Origin of the sequence: Pseudomonas sp. BRM28, assembly GCF_002939405.1 — a bacterium.
GTDB lineage: Bacteria > Pseudomonadota > Gammaproteobacteria > Pseudomonadales > Pseudomonadaceae > Aquipseudomonas > Aquipseudomonas palmensis.
In genome coordinates, this window is the sequence record NZ_PEFV01000001.1 from 2,411,352 (window position 1) to 2,429,988 (window position 18,637).

An 18,637-nucleotide genomic window follows, 5' to 3' on the forward strand; every position below is an offset into this window, starting at 1 on the left:
CATTGAAAAGAATCCTTGAACCCATAACCGTATGGTTATGTCCAAAGCGCTAACGCCGCCGGGCCGGGTGGACTAATCTTTATCTTCATATTTCAAGCTTGGGAGAACGCTCATGCTCTGGCGAAAAGGCAGGCGCAGCGACAACGTGGTCGACGCTCGCGGTGAAGGCGGCGGTGGTGGTGGCATGCGCCTGGGCGGCAAGGGCCTGAGCCTGACGGCGGTGGTACTGATCGTGGGGATCGGCCTGCTGACCGGGCAGGACCCGATGCAGATCCTTGGCCAGCTGAGCGGGCAGATGAGCGAACAGAGCGCGCCGGCAAGCACCGGCGAGCGCAAGGCACCACCGGCCGGCGACGAACAGGCCGAGTTCGTCGCCAGCATCCTGGGCGACACCGAGGACACCTGGCGCGCCCTGTTTGCCCAGGCCGGGCGCCAGTACAAGGACCCGACCCTCAAGCTGTTCAGCGGTCAGGTCAACTCCGCCTGTGGCTTTGCCTCGTCGGCGACCGGCCCGTTCTATTGCCCGGCCGACCAGCAGGTGTACCTGGACATGAGCTTCTTCAAGGAGATGGAAACCCGCTTCGCGGCAGCGGGCGACTTTGCCCAGGCCTACGTGATCGCCCACGAGGTCGGCCACCATGTGCAGACCCTGCTGGGGGTGTCAGCCAGGATCGACCAGGCCCGTCGCAGCGGCCAGCGCCTGCAAGGCGACAACGGCCTGCTGGTACGTCAGGAACTGCAGGCCGACTGCCTGGCAGGCGTGTGGGCCTACCAGGCACAGCAACGCCATAACTGGCTGGAGCCGGGCGATATCGAAGAGGCCCTGAACGCCGCCAACGCGATCGGCGATGACCGCCTGCAGCAGCAGAGCAAAGGCCGCGTGGTGCCCGACTCGTTCACCCACGGCACTTCCGCGCAGCGCGTGCGCTGGTTCAAGACCGGCTTCGCCAAGGGCGACCTCAACCAGTGCGACACCTTTGGCGCCAGCAGACTCTGACGCCTGTAATGGGGTGTTTGCGGCCTGGCGCAAACACCCTAAACATTTTGTTGATGGTTTTCGTCGGAATTGGAGAAAAAGCGTTTCAGCTCTGCAACATCCCGCCGATAAAGGCAGCTCACGTCAGCTGGCCTCCAAGAAAAACAACCTCCAGCGATTTAGATCAAAGAGCGCACAGAATCCTGGAGGGATCGCATGAACAGCTGGTTTGCCAATATCAGCGTCAACCTGAAACTCGCCCTGGGCTTCGGCCTGGTGCTGCTGCTGACCGGCCTGTTGGCCCTGACCGGCTGGACCAGCCTGGGCGGTCTGATCGACCGCAGCAACTGGATGAGCGACATCACCCAGCTCAACAACGAGCTCACCGAACTGCGCATCGCCCGCCTGCAGTACATGATTGCCGACGGTGACGACAAGCTCGCGCAGAATGTCCAGGCCAAGCTGGATACCTTCAAGGCCCGCCAGCAGAACCTGCTGAACACCTTCAAGAGCCCGGAGAACGTCAAGCTGCTGCGCGAACAGGCGCAGGTGGTCGCCGCCTACGAGGTGTCCCTGGCCAAGATGCGCAGCGCCTACAAGCAGGGTGGCGAAGCGCGCCGTAGCATGGGCGTTACCGCCAATGAGGCCGGTGCCCTGATGGAAACCCTGCTGGCCGACAGCCTGTCCTCTGGCCAGAGTGACAGCGAGCGCCTGGAACATCTCAAGCGCCTGACCACCGTACGCCAGCACCTGCTGCTGGCCCGCTTCGAGGTGCGCGGCTACATCGCCGACCTCACCCCGGAAACCGAACAGGTCGCCGCCCGCCAGCTCGACGCCACCCTGGCCGAAACCCGCCAGCTGGCCGCCACCGATGCTCGTGCCCGACCGCTCGAGGCCGCCACCCTGCACTACGCCGAAGCGGTGCGCAGCTTCAAGGCCGCCAACACGGCGATCGGCGAGGCGCGCAAGGAAATGACCACCCAGGGCTACGATATCGTGCGCCTGAGCGATGAGCTGTACGCCATCCAGCTGCAACGTCGCGACCTCGAAAGTGCCCAGGCGCGTACCTGGCAACTGGCAAGCACCCTGGCGGCGCTGCTGTTCGGCGTGCTGGCGGCGATCATCATCACCCGCCAGATCACCCGCCCGCTGCGCGAAACCCTGGAAGTGGTGGAGAAGATCGCCACCGGCGACCTAACCCACACCCTGCGCGTCACCCGCCGTGACGAACTGGGCGTGCTGCAACAAGGCATCCAGCGCATGGGCGAAACCCTGCGCGACCTGATCGGCGGCATCCGTGACGGCGTGACCCAGATCGCCAGTGCGGCCGAAGAGCTGTCGGCGGTCACCGAGCAGACCAACGCCGGGGTCAACAGCCAGAAGGTCGAGACCGACCAGGTGGCCACCGCCATGCACGAAATGGCGGCCACCGTGCAGGAAGTGGCGCGCAATGCCGAGCAGGCGTCCGAGGCCGCCACCGACGCCGACGGCCAGGCCCGCGCCGGTGACCAGGTGGTGGCCCAGGCCATCGCGCAGATCGAGCGCCTGGCGGTCGAGGTCAACCGCTCCACCGAGGCCATGGGCCAGTTGCAGCAGGAAAGCCAGAAGATCGGCAGCGTGATGGACGTGATCAAGTCGGTGGCCGAACAGACCAACCTGCTGGCGCTCAACGCCGCGATCGAAGCGGCACGGGCGGGTGAAGCCGGGCGTGGTTTTGCCGTGGTGGCCGATGAAGTGCGCGGCCTGGCGCAGCGCACCCAGAAGTCCACCGAGGAAATCGAGGTGCTGGTGGCGGGCCTGCAAAGCGGCACCCAGCAGGTGGCCAACGTGATGCATGGCAGCCGCAGCCTGACCGACAGCAGCGTGGAGCTGACGCGCAAGGCGGGTGCCTCGCTGGAGAACATCACCCGCGTGGTGTCGAACATCCAGTCGATGAACCAGCAGATCGCCGCGGCGGCCGAGCAGCAGAGCGCGGTGGCCGAAGAGATCAGCCGCAGCATCCTGAACGTGCGTGATGTGTCGGAGCAGACGGCGGCGGCGAGCCAGGAGACGGCGGCATCCAGCGTCGAGCTGGCGCGCCTGGGCAATCAGTTGCAGATGCTGGTCAGCCACTTCCGCGTCTGACCGCATCGGACGGCGTAGCCATCGCGGGTCAAGCCCGCTCCCACCAGGTTCAGCGAAACCTTGTGGGAGCGGACTTGGCCCGCGATGCTGTCAGCCCTTACTTGACGACCTGCCCCACCCCGCGTCCACGCGGGTCAGACGCGGTTTCCAGCGCCGAACCCGTCACCCGGATCGCCTGGATATCGCCCATCTCCCAGCCCTGGTCCTCCAGGGTGTAGCCCATCTTCTTCAGTTCCTCGGCCACCTTGCCATCGAGCGGCGCATAGGCGTCGTAGTAGATAGTGTCCTTGGGCAGCAACTGGTGATGCACACGCTGCGCCGCCACCGCCTTCTCCAGCGGCAGGTTGTAGTCGTACAGGTTGTTGAGCACCTGGAAGATCGAGGTGAAGATCCGCGAGCCACCCGGCGTACCCAGCACCAGCGTGACCTTGCCATCGCGGGTCACCAGGCTCGGGGCCATCGACGACAGCATGCGCTTGCCCGGCTCGATGGCATTGGCATCGCCACCGACCACACCGAAGGCGTTCGCCACACCCGGCTTGGCACTGAAGTCGTCCATCTCGTCATTGAGCAGGAAGCCCGCGCCCTTCACCACCACGCCGCTGCCGTAGTCCCAGTTCAGGGTGTAGGTGTTGCTGACCGCGTTGCCCTGCTTGTCGACGATGGAGAAGTGCGTGGTCTGGTGCGGCTCCAGCCCCGGGCGCACCTTGGCGGTGTCGGAGATGGCGGTCGGGTTGACCTCTTGCGCGCGCTTGGCCAGGTAGTCCTTGGCAATCAGCTGCGCCACCGGCACCTTGGAGAACGCCGGGTCGCCCAGGTAGTCGGCACGGTCGGCGAACACACGCTTCTCGATTTCCGAAAGCAGGTGGATATAGCGCGCCGAGTTCAGCTCGACACCCTTGAAGTCGGCTGCGCGGTTTTCCTTGATGCCCAGCAACTGCGCCAGCGCGATGCCGCCCGAGCTGGGCAGCGGCGCGGTGTAGACCACGTTGCCACGCCATTCGATGCCCATCGGCTCACGCCACACGGCCTTGTAGTCCTTGAGGTCTTCCTTGCTGACCAGGCCCTTGTCGGCCTGCATCTGCGCCACCAGCAGGTCGGCGGTCTTGCCCTGGTAGAACTCGCTCACACCCTTGTCGGCAATGCGCTCCAGGGTCTGCGCCAGCTCGGGCTGCCTGAAGGTCTCGCCCACCTTCATGCTGCCGAAATAGTCGTTGAAGTTGGTGCTGTCCTTGAACAGCCCCTGGGCATCTTCGCGGTACTGGTACTGCTTGGCGGCGATCTTGAAGCCGTTCTTCGCGTAGCCCACCGCCGGGGTCAGCAGCTCGGCCCAGGGCAGCTTGCCGAACTTCTGGTGCGCCTCCCACAGGCCCATCACCGTGCCCGGCACCCCGGCGGCGCGGGCGCCCACCAGGCTGAGGTTCTCGATGATCTCGCCTTTGTCGTCCAGGTACATGTTGCGGCTGGCCGCCTTGGGCGCCACTTCACGGTAGTCGAGGAAGTAGGGTTTGCCATCCATGTACAGGGTCATGAAACCGCCGCCGCCGATGTTGCCGGCCTCAGGGTAGGTAACGGCCAGGGTGAAGGCAGTGGCCACCGCGGCGTCCACTGCGTTGCCGCCCTTCTTGAGGATGTCGGCGGCGACCTGTGCACCATATTGATCGGGCGCGGCCACCGCGCCGCCGTCCAGCGTCACGGCATAGGCTGATGAGCTGGCGACGATCGCAGCGCTCAAGGTCAGCGTTCGAAACATCAGAGTGCGCATGCGGGTTTCCTTGGTGTTGTTTTTATCGAACAACCATTAAGGCGCATGCCCAGGGATTTTTCAAATGCCGCCTGCGGTTTTCAGCAGGCGTAGATCGACAGCTTGTGCTGGATGAAATCCAGAAAGCACTGGATACGCAGCGCCAGTTGCGAGTTGCGGTAGTACACCGCGTTGATCGGCTGGCGATAGCCGCTGTTGGCCTCGGCCAGCACCAGTTGCAGGCGGCCGGCCTGGAGGTCTTCGTGGGTCATGAAGTGCGACAGGCAGGCGATGCCTTCGCCGGCCAGCGCCAGGTGGCGCAGGGTTTCGCCGCTGGAGGCGCACAGGTCGGGGCGGATCGCCAGGCGGTCGCCTTCGGTGTGGCGCAGCGGCCAGTGATTGAGGGTTTCGGTCTGGGTGAAGCCCAGCAGCGAATGCCCGGCCAGTTCCTCCACATGCCGTGGCGTACCGCGCCGCGCAAGGTACGCGGGGCTGGCCAGCACATGCAGCGGGCTGCACCCCAGCGAGCGGGCGTGCAGGCTGGAGTCGGCCAGCTCGCCGATGCGGATGGCGATATCGGTGCTCTGTTCGAGCAGGTCGATGATCAGGTCGTCGGTGTTGAGCTCCAGCTGGATATCCGGGTACAGCTGGCGGAACTCCCCCACCCAGGGCACGATGGCATGCAGCATGAACGGCGCCGCCGCATTGATGCGCAAGCGCCCGGACGGGGTCTGGCGGTGCAGGCTCAGGCGCTCTTCGAGTTCGTCCATCTGTTGCAGGATGGCCTTGGCACGCTCGAAGAAAAACCGCCCCTCTTCGGTGAGGTCCATGCGCCGCGTGGTGCGGTTGATCAGCGTGGTGCCCAGCTTGGCCTCCAGCCGCGACAGGCTGCGGCTGATGGCCGACGGGGTCTGCCCGCCCTGTTCGGCGGCGGCGGAAATAGAGCCGCACTCGATGACCGAGACGAACATCTGCAATTCATCGGACCTGGCTTTCACGGCTGTTCCCTGGTGTGGCGTTCAGCCGTGATAGATAGCCGCTTGGCGTTGCCCGCGCAACCCTTCATCAGGCGCCAGTGTGGAAAACCCGGGCCAGGTGCTGCTCGTAGCCGGCCACGGCAGCCTCGACGTTGGGGTTCTTCATCACGTCGGTGGCCAGGTAGGTCGGCAGACCGCTCATGCCCAGGAACTGGTTGGCCTTGTGGAACGGGAAGTACACCGCGTCCACGCCCTTGCCTTCGAAAAACTGCGCCGGATCGTCGAACGCTTCCTGCGGTGCGTTCCAGGTCAGCGACAGCATGTACTGCTTGCCCTGGATCAGGCCGCCGCTGCCGTACTTGCTCGACGCATCGGAGCGGGTGCGCCCGTCGCTGGCGTAGAGGCTGCCGTGGCCGGCGGTGAACACTTCGTCCAGGTACTGCTTGACGGTCCACGGCGCGCCCATCCACCAACCGGGCATCTGGTAGATGACCACGTCGGCCCAGAGGTACTTCTGCACTTCTTCGGCAACGTCGTAGCCGCCATCGATGTAGGTGCTCCTGACGTCGAAACCGGCGCGGTCGAGAAACGCCAGCGCGGCCTCGTGCAGGGTCTCGTTCAGGCGGCCATCGGAGTGGGCGAACTGCTTGCCGCCGTTGAGCAACAGGATCTTCTTCATCATCTGCCTCATGTGTGTTCGGGGCGGCCAACAGAAGGGGCGGCCCGGTGAATGTGATGGCGGCAGATTAATCAGTTCAGCGCAGCGGAAATACCCTCGCGCGGGCAAAACGCTTTTGACCAAAAAGCACGAATTCAGCGCTTATTGTTGAAATAAGATTGGCTCACTTTTTACTGGAGCCTCCCCATGAGCGAACCCTACGGTTTCATCCTCAAAGCCAAGACCCGCCCCGAAAAGGCCGAGGAGTTCGAGGCGCTGTTTCGCAGCTATGTAGAACCCAGCCGTGCCGAGCCCGGCTGCATCGAGTACCACATGCTGCGCGACCGGCAGGACCCGAGCCTGTTCGTGTTCTACGAAATCTGGGCCAGCAAGGCCGCATTGGATGTGCATTCGGCGCTGCCGCACATGCAGCAGTTTGCCGAGCGGCGCATGGAGTACCTTGAGCGCGACTTCGACATCCAGCTGATCGAGATGCTCAGCCCGTCCTCGGCTAGCCGTTGAGCGCCAGATGGGCGCCCAGCAGCGCCAGGCCGATGAAAAAGCAGCGTTTGAACAGCACGGCACTGATGCGCTGACGCAGGCACTGGCCCAGCCACATGCCCAGCAATGCCGGTATCAGCACCACCAGCGAGGCCCCCAGCGCCTCGCCGCCCAGTGCGCCCTGCCCGGCAAGGCCCACGGCCAGCGCCAGGGTCGAGACGGTGAACGACAGGCCCAGCGCCTGCACCATCTGTTCACGGTGCAGGCCCAGGGCCTGCAGGTACGGTACGGCCGGTATCACGAACACCCCGGTGGCGGCGGTGATGATGCCCGTCACCAACCCGCACAGCGGGCCCAGCCAGCGCTCGTGGCGGGGGGCCAGGTGCAGGCCTGGGTGGCACAGGCCGTACAGTGCATACACCAGCAACGCCACGCCCAATGCGTGCGCCGCCCACGCGCCACTGTCGATGCCCAGCCAGATACTGCCCAGCAAGGTACCGATGAAGATCATCAGTTGCATCGGCCAGAGCCTGCGCAGCAATGCACGCAAGTGGCCACCCGCCGCCAGCTGCCAAAGGTTGGTGACCGTCGACGGCACGATCAGCAGCGCGGCAGCCTGCGCCGGTGACATAGCCAGCCCCAGCAACCCCATGGCCACGGTGGGCAGGCCCAGGCCGATCACGCCTTTGACCGTGCCTGCCAGCACGAAGGTAAGCACAACCAGCAGCGATAGCGCCGGGCCGATAGCCTGATAGAAGCCGAATAAAGTCGTCATGGGCCCATGCTGCCCTGCCCGCACGTCCCTGAACAGTTGCCATATACTGAGCCAGACTATTGCCCAGGCAGAGGCTCATGCATTTCGATCTGATTGACCTACGACTGTTTCTGCACACCGTGGAGTGCGGCAACATCACTGCCGGCGCCCAGCGCAGCCACCTGTCGCTGCCGGCGGCCAGCGCGCGCATTCGCGCCATGGAAAGCTCGCTGGGCGTACCGCTGCTGCAGCGCAACCGGCGCGGCGTGCACCCCACGGCCGCCGGCCAGGCCCTGGTCAACCATGCGCGCCAGATCGGCCAGCAGGTGCAGCGGCTGCAATTCGACCTGGGCCAGTATGCCCAGGGGTTGCAGGGCCAGGTGCGGCTGCTGTGCAACACCGCGGCGCTGACCGAGTACCTGCCCGAGCTGCTGGCGACGTTTCTGGCCCGCCACCCGGCCATCGACGTGGACGTGGTCGAATTGCCCAGCCTGCGTATCGTGCAGGCGATCACCCAGGGCGAGGCCGACCTGGGCATCATCTCCAATGCCGTGGCCAGCGAGCACCTGCAGAGCGTGGCGTTTCGCGACGACCCGCTGGTGCTGATCATGGCGCCGGATCACCCGCTGGCCAGCCACCCGCACCTGCGCTTTGCCGACACCCTTGAACATGGCCATGTCGGCCTGCAGGCAGACAGCGCGCTGGCCCTGTACCTGGAGGAACAGGCCCTGCACCTGGGGCGCCGGCTGCAGGTGCGGGTACGTGCCGAAGGCTTCGACGGGGTGATCCGCATGGTGGCCCATGGCGCAGGCCTGGGCATCGTGCCGCAGGCTGCCGTGCAACGCTGGCAAGGGGTGCTGGCGCTGCACAGCCTGGCGCTGGACGAACCCTGGGCACAACGCCAGCTGCGCCTGTGCAGCCGCAATTTTTCGGCGCTTCCCGGGCACACGCGCACACTTCTGCAAAGCTTGTCGGCAGGCGCTATTGCCCCGGCAGGGACAATCCACCCACAATCGCCTTCGCGCACCGCTATGTAACAAGACAATGCCGTGCCTACGAGCCGTAAAGGGAGTTTTCCGTGCCGTCGATCTACCAGTTGAAACCGCGCTTCCAGGCGCTGCTGCGCCCTATGGTCAAGCGTCTGTACGAGCGCGGCATAACTGCCAACCAGGTGACGGTCGCCGCCGCGGCGGTCAGCGTTGCGCTCGGCCTGTTGCTGGCCGCCGCACCGCACATCACCTGGCTGTTCGCCCTGGTGCCGGCCTGGATGCTGCTGCGCATGGCGCTCAACGCCATCGACGGCATGCTCGCCCGGGAATTCGGCCAGCAGTCACGCCTGGGTGCCTACCTCAACGAGCTGTGCGACGTGGTCGCCGACAGCGCACTGTACCTGCCCTTCGCCCTGCTGCCGGGCGTGTCGCCGGCGCTGGTGGTGATCGTGGTGCTGGCCGCGCTGGTGAGCGAATACGCCGGGGTGATGGGCCCCCTGGTAGGCGCCGAACGCCGTTATGACGGCCCGATGGGCAAGAGCGACCGTGCCTTCGTGTTCGGTGTGCTCGGTGCCGGCGTGGCCACCGGCCTGCTGAGCGCAGCGTGGCTCAACGGCGTGTTGCTGGTGGTGCTGCTGCTGTCGCTTCATACCCTCTACAACCGGGTGAGCCGAGGCCTGGCGCAACCCCGCTGAAGCCCTCCGAGCCAGATAAGGATATTTGCCATGCGCACCGCGCAATCCCTGCATTTCACCACCCATGACGGCGTAGAGCTGCATTACCGCCACTGGCCGGCCAACCGCCAGCCCGGCCAGCCGCGCCGCGCCGTGGTGCTGTTCCACCGTGGCCACGAACACGGCGGGCGCATGGCCCACCTGGTGGATGAACTCGACCTGCCCGGCCATGACTTCTTCGCCTGGGACGCCCGTGGCCATGGCGAGTCGCCCGGGGCCCGTGGCGACAGCCCGAGCTTCGCGTGCAGCGTGCGCGATGTGCAGACCTTCATCGAGCACATCGCCCGCGAGCATGCCATCGACGAACAGGACATGGCGGTGCTGGCGCAAAGTGTCGGCGCCGTGCTGATCGCAACCTGGGCGCATGACTATGCGCCGAAGGTGCGCTGCCTGGTGCTCGCCTCGCCGGCCTTCAAGGTCAAGCTGTACGTGCCGTTCGCCCGCCCGGGGCTCAAGCTGATGCGCGCCTGGCGCGGCAACTTCTTCGTCAACAGCTACGTCAAGCCGCGCCTGCTCAGCCACGACCCCGAGCGCATCGCCTCGTATGAAAACGACCCGCTGATCAGCCGGCCGATTTCGGTGAACATGCTGCTGGGGCTGTACGAAGCTGCCGATCGCGTGGTGGCCGATGCCCAGGCGATCCAGGTGCCGACCCAATTGTTGATTTCCGGCGCCGACTTCGTGGTCAAGCGCCAGCCGCAGGAGCAGTTCTTCGAGCGCCTGGGCAGCGTACACAAGGAAAAGCACGTGCTGCCCGGCTTCTTCCACGACACCCTCGGCGAGCGTGATCGCGGGCATGCGCTGGCGCGTATCCGGCGCTTCGTGGAGCACTGCTTCAGTGTGGCGCCCCAGCGCCCGTCGCTGCTCGATGCCGACCAGCTCGGCGCCAGCTGCGCCGAGGCCGAAAGCCTGGCTGCGCCGCTGCCACGCAACTCGCCGGCCGACCTGTACTGGCGCGCAACCCGCGCCGGCCTGCGCCTGGGCAAGGGCCTGTCGAGCGGGGTCAAGCTGGGCTTCGACACCGGTTTCGATTCGGGCAGCACGCTGGACTACGTCTACCGCAACCAGGCCACCGGCAAGGGCAAGCTGGGCCGCATGATCGACCGCAACTACCTCGACGCCATCGGCTGGAAGGGCATCCGCCAGCGCAAGCTGCATGTGGAAGAGCTGTTGCGCCTGGCCATCGAGCGCCTGCGCGAACAAGGCGCACCGGTGCATATCGTCGACATCGCCGCCGGCCATGGCCGCTACATTCTCGAAGCCCTGCAGGGCCTGGAGCAGCGCCCGGATTCGATCCTGCTGCGCGACTACAGCGAGCTCAACGTGCGCGAAGGCACGGCGCTGATCGAACACAAAGGCCTGGCCGACATCGCCCGCTTCGTGCAGGGCGATGCCTTCGATGCGCAGAGCCTGGCCACCCTTGAACCGCGTCCGAGCCTGGCGGTGGTATCGGGGCTGTATGAACTGTTCGCCAGCAACCAGATGGTCGGCGACTCGCTGGGCGGCCTGGCCCAGGCCGTGGCGCCGGGCGGCTACCTGGTATACACCGGCCAGCCGTGGCACCCGCAGCTGGAGATGATCGCCCGCGCCCTGACCAGCCACCGCGCCGGTCAGGCCTGGGTGATGCGTCGGCGCAGCCAGGTGGAGATGGACCAGCTGGTGGAAGCGGCAGGCTTTCGCAAGGTGTGCCAGCGCATCGACGAGTGGGGCATCTTCAGCGTCAGCCTGGCCCAGCGAGTTGCTGAATGAGCACAGTGCGCGAGCCGGGCCTGATCCGGCGCGGCGTGCTCTGGCTGCTGTTGCTCGGGCCGCTGTTCTTCTTGAGCTATGGCCTGAGCAACACCTTCACCGCCGGGCGCAGCGACGTCGGCAGCCTGGTGTTCGCCTGGGAAAGCAGCATCCCGCTGTGGCCGTGGACCATCCTGCCGTACTGGTCCATCGACCTGCTGTACGGGTTGTCCTTCCTGCTGCCGCTCAGCCGCCTGGAGATGGACCGGCATGCCTTGCGCCTGCTGAGCGCACAGTTGATCTGCATCGCCGGCTTTCTGCTGTGGCCGCTGCGCTTCACCTTCGAGCGCCCTGAACTGCAGGGCGTGTTCGGCTGGCTGTTCGATGTGCTGATGGGCTTCGACAAGCCGTTCAACCAGGCCCCTTCGCTGCACATCGCGCTGCTGGTGATCATCTGGGCGATGTTCGCCCGGCACACCCGTGGGCAGCTGGTGCGCTGGCTGCTGCATGGCTGGATGGGGTTGATCGGTTTGTCGGTGCTGACCACCTGGCAGCACCACTTCATCGACGTGCCCAGTGGCGCAGTGGCAGGCGCGCTGTGTGTATGGCTGTGGCCCGTGGAGGGCCGGCCGGTACTGGGCAGCCTGCAGCCGACCCGTGACCGCCGGCGCTGGCGCCTGGCCGCGTACTACGCGCTGGGCAGCGCCGTGCTGGGTGGGCTGGCGCTGTATGCCGGCGGTATCGCCCTGTTGCTGTTGTGGCCCGCCCTCGCACTGCTGATGGTGGCGCTCAACTATGCCGTGTTGGGCGCCGAGGGCTTTCAGAAAGGCCCGAGCGGCCAGTTGTCGTATGCCGCGCGCTGGCTGCTGGCGCCGTACCTGATCGGCGCCTGGCTCAATTCGCGTTGGTGGACGCGCCGCCATCCACAGGCCGACGAGGTGTGCGAGGGGGTGTACCTGGGGCGGGTGCCTGCACGAGGTCAGGCGGCATCGTTTGCCGCGGTGGTCGACCTGTGTGCAGAACTGCCGGCGGCACACACGCCGGGCCAGGCCTATTGCAGCCTGCCCTGCCTGGACCTGGTGGTGCCCAGTGCCGAACGTTGCCGCGAGGCGGCCCAGGCCATCGAGCGACTGCGCCAGCAGGGCCCGCTACTGGTGTGCTGCGCCCTGGGTTACTCGCGCAGTGCCTGCGCCGTGGCCGCCTGGCTGGTACTCGGCGGGCGCTGCCAGAACGCGCAGCAGGCCCAGCAACTGATCGCTCAGGCCCGCCCAGGGGTCGTGCTGCACCCGGCGCACCGCCAGGTGATCGACAGCCTGCCGGCGGGGGGCGGCCTGTGAGTAGCCAGACCCACCTGGCGCTGGTGGCCAGCCTGTTGCGGCGCGGGCGCCAGGTGGAACGCCTGTCGGACGGCATCAGCCTGCTGGCGCTGGCCTATGGCCTGGCGCCACTTGCCGGCGCGCCGGCCCCTGTGATTGGCGCCCTGTTGTGCGTGCTGCTGCTGGCAGCCGGCCTGCTGCAAAAATACTGGGGCATGCGGGTTGCGCTGGACGCCGAGCTGTTCGCGCACCTGGCCACCCAGGCCGCAACCTTGTCGCCAACTACCCGCGTGCTGGACCAGGCGCTGTTCGACCTGGGCCTCAAGCCCGCCCCGGTCGACGACCGCGACTGGCAGGCGCGCAGCCGGGCCGCACTGCGCCTGATGCGCCAGCAACTGCTGTGCCTTGGCGTGCAGGTACTGCTGGCGATTGCCGGCATCCTGTGCCTGCCCTGGCTTTCTCTCGTCGGATAAGGACCTCGTCATGCTTGCCGCCCTCACCGCCTTCGCCATTACTTCGGTGGCCCGCCTGATCACGGGCGCCCGCGCCCTGTGGCTGGGCTGTACACCGCAGCCGGTGCAACGCCTGTACTACGCCAACCACAGCAGCCACGGGGACTTCGTGCTGATCTGGGCCTCGCTGCCCCAGGAACTGCGCCGGCACACCCGCCCGGTGGCCGGGGCCGATTACTGGCAAAAACCGGGCATTCGCCAATTTCTGATCAACCGGGTGTTCAACGGCGTACTGATCGACCGCCAGCACAGCGAGGCCCAGAGCGACCCCTTGCAGCCGATCCATGCGGCGCTGGAGCAGGGCGACTCGCTGATCTTCTTTCCCGAAGGCACGCGCAACCTGGGCGACGAGCCCTTGCTGGCGTTCAAGAGCGGGCTGTTCCATCTGGCCAGTGCCCACCCCGAGGTGGAGGTGATCCCGGTGTGGATCGCCAACCTCAACCGGGTGATGCCCAAGGGCCGTGCCCTGCCCCTGCCGCTGCTGTGCACGCTGAGCTTCGGCGAGCCGCTGCAACGCTTGCCCGATGACAGCAAGCACGCGTTTCTGGAACGGGCACGCCTTGCCCTGCTGGCCCTGGCCCCCAAGGAATCCTGAGATGGACCACAACACACTTCTGCTGTTTGCCGGTATCGGTGGCCTGCTGCTGCTCGCCAGCCTGATCGGGCGCCTGCTCAAATGGCGCGCGGGCCCGGCCCCGCACGCGGTCATCGACAACCTCAATGCGCGCATCAATGCCTGGTGGGTGATGGTGCTGGTGATCGGCCTGGCCTTCGTGTTCGGCAAGCTGGGGGTCATCCTGCTGTTCTATTGCGTGTCGTTCTATGCGCTGCGCGAGTTCCTCACCCTCACGCCCACCCGGCGTGGCGACTACCCGGCACTGGTGGCGGCGTTCTATGTGGCGCTGCCGGTGCAGTACCTGCTGATCGCGATGGACTGGTACGGGTTGTTCAGTATCTTCATCCCGGTGTACCTGTTCTTGCTGCTGCCGATCCTGGCCAGTTTCGGCGGCGATACCACGCGCTTTCTGGAGCGGGCCTCGAAGGTGCAGTGGGGGCTGATGATCGCGGTGTACTGCCTGTCGTCGGTACCGGCCCTGATGACGCTGGATATCCCCGGGTTCGAGGGGCGCAACCTGCTGTTGATCGCCTGGCTGATTCTGGTGGTGCAGATTTCCGATGTACTGCAGTACGTGTGCGGCAAGCTGTTCGGCAAGCGCAAGGTGGCGCCGCGGCTGTCGCCGTCCAAGACGCTGGAGGGGTTGCTGGGCGGTGTGGCACTGGCCACGCTGATCGGCGCGACGCTGTTCTGGATCACCCCGTTCACCTTCTGGCAGGCGGCGCTGATGGCGCTGACCGTGAACGTCATGGGCTTCTTTGGCGGGCTGGTGATGTCGGCGATCAAGCGTGACCGCGGGGTGAAGGACTGGGGGCACATGATCGAGGGGCACGGCGGCATGCTGGACCGCATGGATTCGGTATGTTTCGCGGCGCCGGTGTTCTTTCACTTTGTACGGTACTGGTGGGCTTGAGGGCCAGGCGAGTGCTGCGCACTCGATCGCGGGTCAAGCCCGCTCCCACAGGTACAGCACAGTCCCTGTGGGAGCGGGCTTGACCCGCGATGCTTTCTACTCGGGCTTGCGGTAGCCCTCGATGATCGCCGAGAAGTCCTTGCCACCCTCCCCGCGCAGGCTCATCGCCTGGTACAGCTGCTGCGCCACCGCGCCCAGAATCACGGGCTGGTGCGCCTGACGCGCCGCCTCGGTGGCCAGCCCCAGGTCCTTGAGCATCAGCTCCGCACCAAAGCCACCGGTGTACCCGCGTGATGCCGGCGCCGTCTCGACGATGCCCGGCCACGGGTTGTAGGTGTCCGAACTCCAGCAACGCCCGGTGGAGCTGTTGATGATGCCGGCCAGCACCTTGGTGTCGATGCCCAGGGCATTGCCCAGGGCCATGGCCTCGGACACGCCGATCATCGAGATGCCCAGCAGCAGGTTGTTGCAGATCTTGGCGATCTGCCCGGTACCCACCTCGCCGCAGTGCACGATGTTGCGCCCCATCTGCGCCAGCACCGGCTGCAGGGTGGCGAACAGCGCCTCACTGGCGCCGACCATGAAGGTCAGGGTACCCGCCGCCGCGCCGCCGGTACCGCCCGACACCGGTGCATCGGCCAGGTCCACACCCTGCCTGGCCGCCGCTGCATGCACCGCACGCACGGTCTGCGGGTCGATGGTGCTGCAGTCCACTACCGGGGTACCGGCGCGCACGCCGGCCAGCACGCCGTCTTCGTTGAGGTACACGCTGCGCACATGGGCAGCGGCCGGCAGCATGGTGATGACCAGCTCGCTGGCGCTGGCCGCGTCCTTGGGCGAGGCACTGATCTGCCCGCCGAGTTCGGCCAGTTCTGCCAGTACCTCCTTGTTCAGGTCGAACAGACTGAGCTGATGGCCGGCCTTGATCAGGTTGCGCGCCATCGGCGCGCCCATGTTGCCCAGCCCGATGAATGCAATACGCATGGTCGACTCCTTAACGCAGGCTGATGGTGGTGTTCACGCCATCGTTGACGCTGTCGTCGTCGAACCAGCGCGCGGTGACGGTCTTGGTCTGGGTGTAGAACTGCACCACTTGCTTGCCGTAGGGGCCCAGGTCACCCAGCTTGGAGCCGCGCGAACCGGTGAAACTGAAGAACGGTACCGGCACCGGGATCGGAATGTTGATGCCCACCTGGCCCACGTCGATCTCGCTCTGGAACTTGCGCGCCGCGGCGCCGCTCTGGGTGAACAGGCCGGTGCCGTTGCCGAACGGGTTGCGGTTGACCAGCGCGATGGCCTCGTCGAGGGTGTCGACCTCCAGCACCACAAGCACCGGGCCGAAGATTTCCTGGGTGTAGATCTGCATGTCGGTGGTCACGCCGGAGAACAGCGTGGGGCCGACGAAGTTGCCCTGCTCGTAGCCGGGCACCTGCACGTCGCGGCCATCGAGTTCGAGGGTGGCGCCTTCCTCGATGCCGCTTTCGATCAGGCCCAGCACACGCTCCTTGGCGCGCTTGGAGATCAGCGGGCCCACATCGGTGCCAGGCTCGCTGCCGGCGTTGACCTTGAGCTTGGCGGCCAGGGCCTTGAGCTCCGGCAGCCATTCGCGGGCCTTGCCCACCAGCACCGCCACCGAGGTGGCCATGCAGCGTTGACCGGCGGCGCCGAAACCGGCACCTACCAGGGCATTGAGGGTTTGCGTGCGGTTGGCGTCGGGCAGCACCACGGCGTGGTTCTTGGCGCCCATCATCGACTGCACGCGCTTGCCGTGCTGGCCGGCCAGGTTGTACACGTGGGTACCGACCTCGGTGGAGCCGACGAACGAGATCGCCTTGATGTCGGTATGGGTGCACAGCGCATCCACCACCTGCTTGCCGCCGTGCACCACGTTGAGCACGCCGGCCGGCACACCGGCTTCCAGCGCCAGCTCCACCAGCATCATGGTCGACAGCGGGTCCTGCTCGGACGGCTTGAGCACGAAGGTGTTGCCGCACACGATGGCCATCGGGAACATCCACAGCGGAATCATTGCCGGGAAGTTGAACGGGGTGATGCCGGCGCACACGCCGATGGGCTGGCGCAGGGTGTAGGTATCGACGCCGCCGGCCACGTTCTCGGCGAACTCGCCCATCTGCAGGGTGCCGATGGAGCAGGCATGCTCGACCACTTCAAGGCCGCGGAAGATGTCGCCTTCTGCGTCGGCGATGGTCTTGCCCTGCTCGGCGCTCAGGGTCACGGCGATGCGCTTGGAGTGTTCGCGGATCAGCGCCTGCAGCTTGAGCATGATGCGCATGCGCGCGCCGATCGGAGTGTCGCGCCAGGTCTTGAACGCACGCTGGCCGGCAGCGATGGCGGCATCGACTTCTTCGGCGGTGGCAAAGGGTACGCGGGCCAGCACCTGCTGGGTGGCCGGGTTGACCACGTCGCGCCATTCGGTGGTTTTCGACTCGACCCACTGGCCGTCGATCAGCAGCTTGACGCTGTCGACCTTGGTCTGGCCGGGCGTGAGGGATGCGTTCATGAGGGGTTCTCCTGGATTTATTGTTAGGGAGAGAAACGCCGACGCGGCAGCCGCGACGGTGCTTGGGTCCTGGGCTGAATTGGAGTATAGATGTGCAAACTTCTAATAAGAACGCACATAAAAGCCGGACCAACATGCAAAAAAACATCACATCCCTGGGGTCGCTGAACTGGGACGACCTCAAGTTCTTCCTCGAAGTGGCGCGCACGCGCAAGGCCAGCAGCGCGGCCAAGCGCCTGGGCGTGGACTACACCACGGTGTCGCGGCGCATCAGTTCGCTGGAGGTGGCGCTGGGCACGTTGCTGTTCGAAAAGTCGCGCACCAGCGGCTTCGTGCTCACCGCCGAGGGGCAGCGCCTGCTCAGCTATGCCGAGGCCATCGAGAGCACCCTGCACATGGCCTGCGAGCAGGTGTCCGGCTCGGGCGTGGCGCTGTCGGGGCATGTGCGCATGGGCTGCACCGAAGGCTTTGGCAGCTTCTTCATCACCCCGCAGTTGAGCCACTTTGTCGATGCCTACCCGGCGATCTCGGTGGATATCCTGCCGCTGCCGCACTTCATCAGCCTGTCCAAACGCGAGGCCGACATCGTGATCGCGCTGGAGCGCCCGGAACACGGACCCTATGTGTGCTGCAAGCTGTGCGACTACCGCCTGCGCCTGTACGCCACCCGCGACTACCTGGACAACCACGAGCCGATCCTGCGCAGCAGCGACCTGGCCCGACACCCGTTCATCAGCTACGTGGACGACCTGGCATTCAGCTCCGAGCTGCTGTACCTGGCCAACCTGCTGCCCACCGCCACCGCACACCTGCGCAGCACCAGCGTGATCGCCCAGTACGTGGCGGCCCAGCAGGGTCGCGGGCTGGCCATCCTGCCGTGTTTTCTGGCCGCACAGGACCCGCGGCTGGTGCCGGTGCTGCCGGGGGAAGTGGAGATTACCCGGCAGTTCTGGATGTACTGCCGGGAAGACTTGCGCAAGCTCAAGCGCATCACGCTGCTGTGGGACTACATCCGCGACGTGACCGAGCGCAACGCGCCCCTGCTGATGGGCGAGTCGCACACGATGAGTTTTGCCGACTAGTCGGAGGCGACCACGATCGCCACGCGGCGGTTTTCGGTGCGCCCGGCGGCGGTGTCGTTGCTGGCCACCGGCTCGCGGCTGCCAAGGCCGCGGGTCTCGACGTTCTCCGGGCGCATGCCCACGCCCACCAGCACCCTGGCCACACTGGCCGCCCTGCGCGCCGACAGCTGTTCGTTGTAGCTGGCCTTGCCGGATGAATCGGTATGGCCATCCACCCGCACCCGCTCGATGTGCACCGACAGCAGCGCCTTGCCGATACGCTCGACGATCTCGCGGCTCTGGGTGTTGAGTGCATCCAGGTCGCTGCCGAACAGCACCTTGCCGGACAGGCCGAAGGTCCAGCCCTCGTCGGTGGGGGTGAACCCCTCCTGTTTGAGCACGGCGATCTGCTCGGGGGTCAGGCCCTTGGGCGGCGGGGTCTGGCAGCCGCCGAGGGCGAAAAGGGCCAGGGCCAGAAAGGCCAGGTGCAAGCGAAGGTATCGAGTCAGGTGA

General features: G+C 66.0%; 18 protein-coding genes. 11 read left to right on the top strand and 7 right to left on the bottom strand.

The features are described 5' to 3' along the window. Positions 1-112: 112 nt before the first annotated feature. Both CR917_RS11535 and CR917_RS11540 read left to right on the top strand, forming a co-directional pair. Positions 113-997, top strand: coding sequence for a neutral zinc metallopeptidase (locus CR917_RS11535; protein WP_043860699.1), 885 nt, complete (start codon positions 113-115; stop codon positions 995-997). 195 nt (positions 998-1,192) lie between these two features. Then, positions 1,193-3,100, top strand: a complete 1,908-nt coding sequence (locus CR917_RS11540; RefSeq protein ID WP_043860700.1) for a methyl-accepting chemotaxis protein — start codon at positions 1,193-1,195, stop codon at positions 3,098-3,100. A gap of 97 nt (positions 3,101-3,197) precedes the next feature. Here the strand turns inward: CR917_RS11540 and ggt are convergent, their stop codons facing one another. The 3 genes from ggt to CR917_RS11555 form a co-directional block, all read right to left on the bottom strand. Next, the gene (ggt, locus tag CR917_RS11545) at positions 3,198-4,865 is read right to left on the bottom strand and encodes a gamma-glutamyltransferase (RefSeq protein ID WP_043860701.1); all 1,668 of its coding nucleotides are present in this window, start codon (positions 4,863-4,865) and stop codon (positions 3,198-3,200) included. An 80-nt stretch (positions 4,866-4,945) separates the two neighbouring features. Further along, positions 4,946-5,842, bottom strand: a complete 897-nt coding sequence (locus CR917_RS11550; protein ID WP_054916552.1) for a LysR family transcriptional regulator — start codon at positions 5,840-5,842, stop codon at positions 4,946-4,948. Positions 5,843-5,909: 67 nt separating this feature from the next. Next, positions 5,910-6,500, bottom strand: coding sequence for an NAD(P)H-dependent oxidoreductase (locus CR917_RS11555; RefSeq protein ID WP_054916551.1), 591 nt, complete (start codon positions 6,498-6,500; stop codon positions 5,910-5,912). Positions 6,501-6,686: 186 nt separating this feature from the next. Between CR917_RS11555 and CR917_RS11560 the strand changes: the two genes are divergently transcribed. Next, the gene (locus tag CR917_RS11560; protein WP_043860704.1) at positions 6,687-7,001 is read left to right on the top strand and encodes a putative quinol monooxygenase; all 315 of its coding nucleotides are present in this window, start codon (positions 6,687-6,689) and stop codon (positions 6,999-7,001) included. Here CR917_RS11560 and CR917_RS11565 read toward each other — a convergent pair. Beyond that, positions 6,991-7,755: a sulfite exporter TauE/SafE family protein gene (locus CR917_RS11565; protein WP_104572308.1), complete on the bottom strand. Its 765-nt coding sequence runs from the start codon at positions 7,753-7,755 to the stop codon at positions 6,991-6,993. The genes CR917_RS11560 and CR917_RS11565 overlap by 11 nt on opposite strands. A 77-nt stretch (positions 7,756-7,832) precedes the next feature. On the opposite strand from CR917_RS11565, the gene CR917_RS11570 reads away from it, so the two are divergent. From CR917_RS11570 to CR917_RS11600, 7 genes are read left to right on the top strand one after another with little or no spacing between them, the layout of a single operon-like run. Continuing rightward, a complete protein-coding gene (locus CR917_RS11570) occupies positions 7,833-8,771 on the top strand; it encodes a LysR family transcriptional regulator (protein ID WP_088513835.1) in 939 nt (312 codons plus the stop codon). 41 nt (positions 8,772-8,812) lie between these two features. Continuing rightward, positions 8,813-9,418 carry a CDP-alcohol phosphatidyltransferase family protein gene (locus CR917_RS11575; RefSeq protein ID WP_054916548.1) on the top strand — a complete coding sequence of 202 codons (606 nt, stop codon included), beginning with the start codon at positions 8,813-8,815 and terminating at the stop codon, positions 9,416-9,418. 30 nt (positions 9,419-9,448) lie between these two features. Beyond that, complete coding sequence (locus tag CR917_RS11580) at positions 9,449-11,206, top strand: bifunctional alpha/beta hydrolase/class I SAM-dependent methyltransferase (RefSeq protein ID WP_043860708.1); 1,758 nt, start codon at positions 9,449-9,451, stop codon at positions 11,204-11,206. Then, positions 11,203-12,522: a phosphatase PAP2/dual specificity phosphatase family protein gene (locus CR917_RS11585; protein ID WP_043860709.1), complete on the top strand. Its 1,320-nt coding sequence runs from the start codon at positions 11,203-11,205 to the stop codon at positions 12,520-12,522. Before CR917_RS11580 ends, CR917_RS11585 begins: the two co-directional genes overlap by 4 nt. After that, positions 12,519-12,974, top strand: coding sequence for a hypothetical protein (locus tag CR917_RS11590; protein WP_043860710.1), 456 nt, complete (start codon positions 12,519-12,521; stop codon positions 12,972-12,974). The genes CR917_RS11585 and CR917_RS11590 overlap by 4 nt, the downstream gene beginning before the upstream one ends. A 10-nt stretch (positions 12,975-12,984) precedes the next feature. Beyond that, positions 12,985-13,608 carry a lysophospholipid acyltransferase family protein gene (locus CR917_RS11595; RefSeq protein ID WP_104572309.1) on the top strand — a complete coding sequence of 208 codons (624 nt, stop codon included), beginning with the start codon at positions 12,985-12,987 and terminating at the stop codon, positions 13,606-13,608. A gap of 1 nt (position 13,609) precedes the next feature. Then, positions 13,610-14,542, top strand: coding sequence for a phosphatidate cytidylyltransferase (locus CR917_RS11600; RefSeq protein ID WP_043860712.1), 933 nt, complete (start codon positions 13,610-13,612; stop codon positions 14,540-14,542). Between the two features lie 96 nt (positions 14,543-14,638). Here CR917_RS11600 and mmsB read toward each other — a convergent pair whose 3' ends face one another. Together mmsB and CR917_RS11610 are read right to left on the bottom strand one after the other, a co-directional pair. After that, positions 14,639-15,526 (bottom strand): 3-hydroxyisobutyrate dehydrogenase, encoded by an 888-nt coding sequence (gene mmsB / locus CR917_RS11605; protein ID WP_043860713.1) that lies wholly within the window; start codon positions 15,524-15,526, stop codon positions 14,639-14,641. Between the two features lie 10 nt (positions 15,527-15,536). Further along, positions 15,537-17,063: a CoA-acylating methylmalonate-semialdehyde dehydrogenase gene (locus CR917_RS11610; protein WP_104572310.1), complete on the bottom strand. Its 1,527-nt coding sequence runs from the start codon at positions 17,061-17,063 to the stop codon at positions 15,537-15,539. A gap of 134 nt (positions 17,064-17,197) precedes the next feature. Here CR917_RS11610 and CR917_RS11615 point away from each other — a divergent pair, with 134 nt between their 5' ends. Continuing rightward, the gene (locus tag CR917_RS11615) at positions 17,198-18,145 is read left to right on the top strand and encodes a LysR family transcriptional regulator (RefSeq protein ID WP_043860715.1); all 948 of its coding nucleotides are present in this window, start codon (positions 17,198-17,200) and stop codon (positions 18,143-18,145) included. On the opposite strand, the gene CR917_RS11620 is transcribed toward CR917_RS11615, so the two are convergent. Further along, the gene (locus CR917_RS11620; RefSeq protein ID WP_054916704.1) at positions 18,142-18,633 is read right to left on the bottom strand and encodes an OmpA family protein; all 492 of its coding nucleotides are present in this window, start codon (positions 18,631-18,633) and stop codon (positions 18,142-18,144) included. The two genes, CR917_RS11615 and CR917_RS11620, sit on opposite strands and share 4 nt — an antisense overlap. Positions 18,634-18,637 lie beyond the last annotated feature (4 nt).

Coding starts and splice junctions, on each gene's coding strand:
- CR917_RS11535 (WP_043860699.1), top strand. CDS start 113: ATGCTCTGGCGAAAAGGCAGGCGCAGCGACAACGTGGTCGACGCTCGC.
- CR917_RS11540 (WP_043860700.1), top strand. CDS start 1,193: ATGAACAGCTGGTTTGCCAATATCAGCGTCAACCTGAAACTCGCCCTG.
- ggt (WP_043860701.1), bottom strand. CDS start 4,865: ATGCGCACTCTGATGTTTCGAACGCTGACCTTGAGCGCTGCGATCGTC.
- CR917_RS11555 (WP_054916551.1), bottom strand. CDS start 6,500: ATGAAGAAGATCCTGTTGCTCAACGGCGGCAAGCAGTTCGCCCACTCC.
- CR917_RS11560 (WP_043860704.1), top strand. CDS start 6,687: ATGAGCGAACCCTACGGTTTCATCCTCAAAGCCAAGACCCGCCCCGAA.
- CR917_RS11565 (WP_104572308.1), bottom strand. CDS start 7,755: ATGACGACTTTATTCGGCTTCTATCAGGCTATCGGCCCGGCGCTATCG.
- CR917_RS11570 (WP_088513835.1), top strand. CDS start 7,833: ATGCATTTCGATCTGATTGACCTACGACTGTTTCTGCACACCGTGGAG.
- CR917_RS11580 (WP_043860708.1), top strand. CDS start 9,449: ATGCGCACCGCGCAATCCCTGCATTTCACCACCCATGACGGCGTAGAG.
- CR917_RS11585 (WP_043860709.1), top strand. CDS start 11,203: ATGAGCACAGTGCGCGAGCCGGGCCTGATCCGGCGCGGCGTGCTCTGG.
- CR917_RS11595 (WP_104572309.1), top strand. CDS start 12,985: ATGCTTGCCGCCCTCACCGCCTTCGCCATTACTTCGGTGGCCCGCCTG.
- CR917_RS11600 (WP_043860712.1), top strand. CDS start 13,610: ATGGACCACAACACACTTCTGCTGTTTGCCGGTATCGGTGGCCTGCTG.
- mmsB (WP_043860713.1), bottom strand. CDS start 15,526: ATGCGTATTGCATTCATCGGGCTGGGCAACATGGGCGCGCCGATGGCG.
- CR917_RS11610 (WP_104572310.1), bottom strand. CDS start 17,063: ATGAACGCATCCCTCACGCCCGGCCAGACCAAGGTCGACAGCGTCAAG.
- CR917_RS11615 (WP_043860715.1), top strand. CDS start 17,198: ATGCAAAAAAACATCACATCCCTGGGGTCGCTGAACTGGGACGACCTC.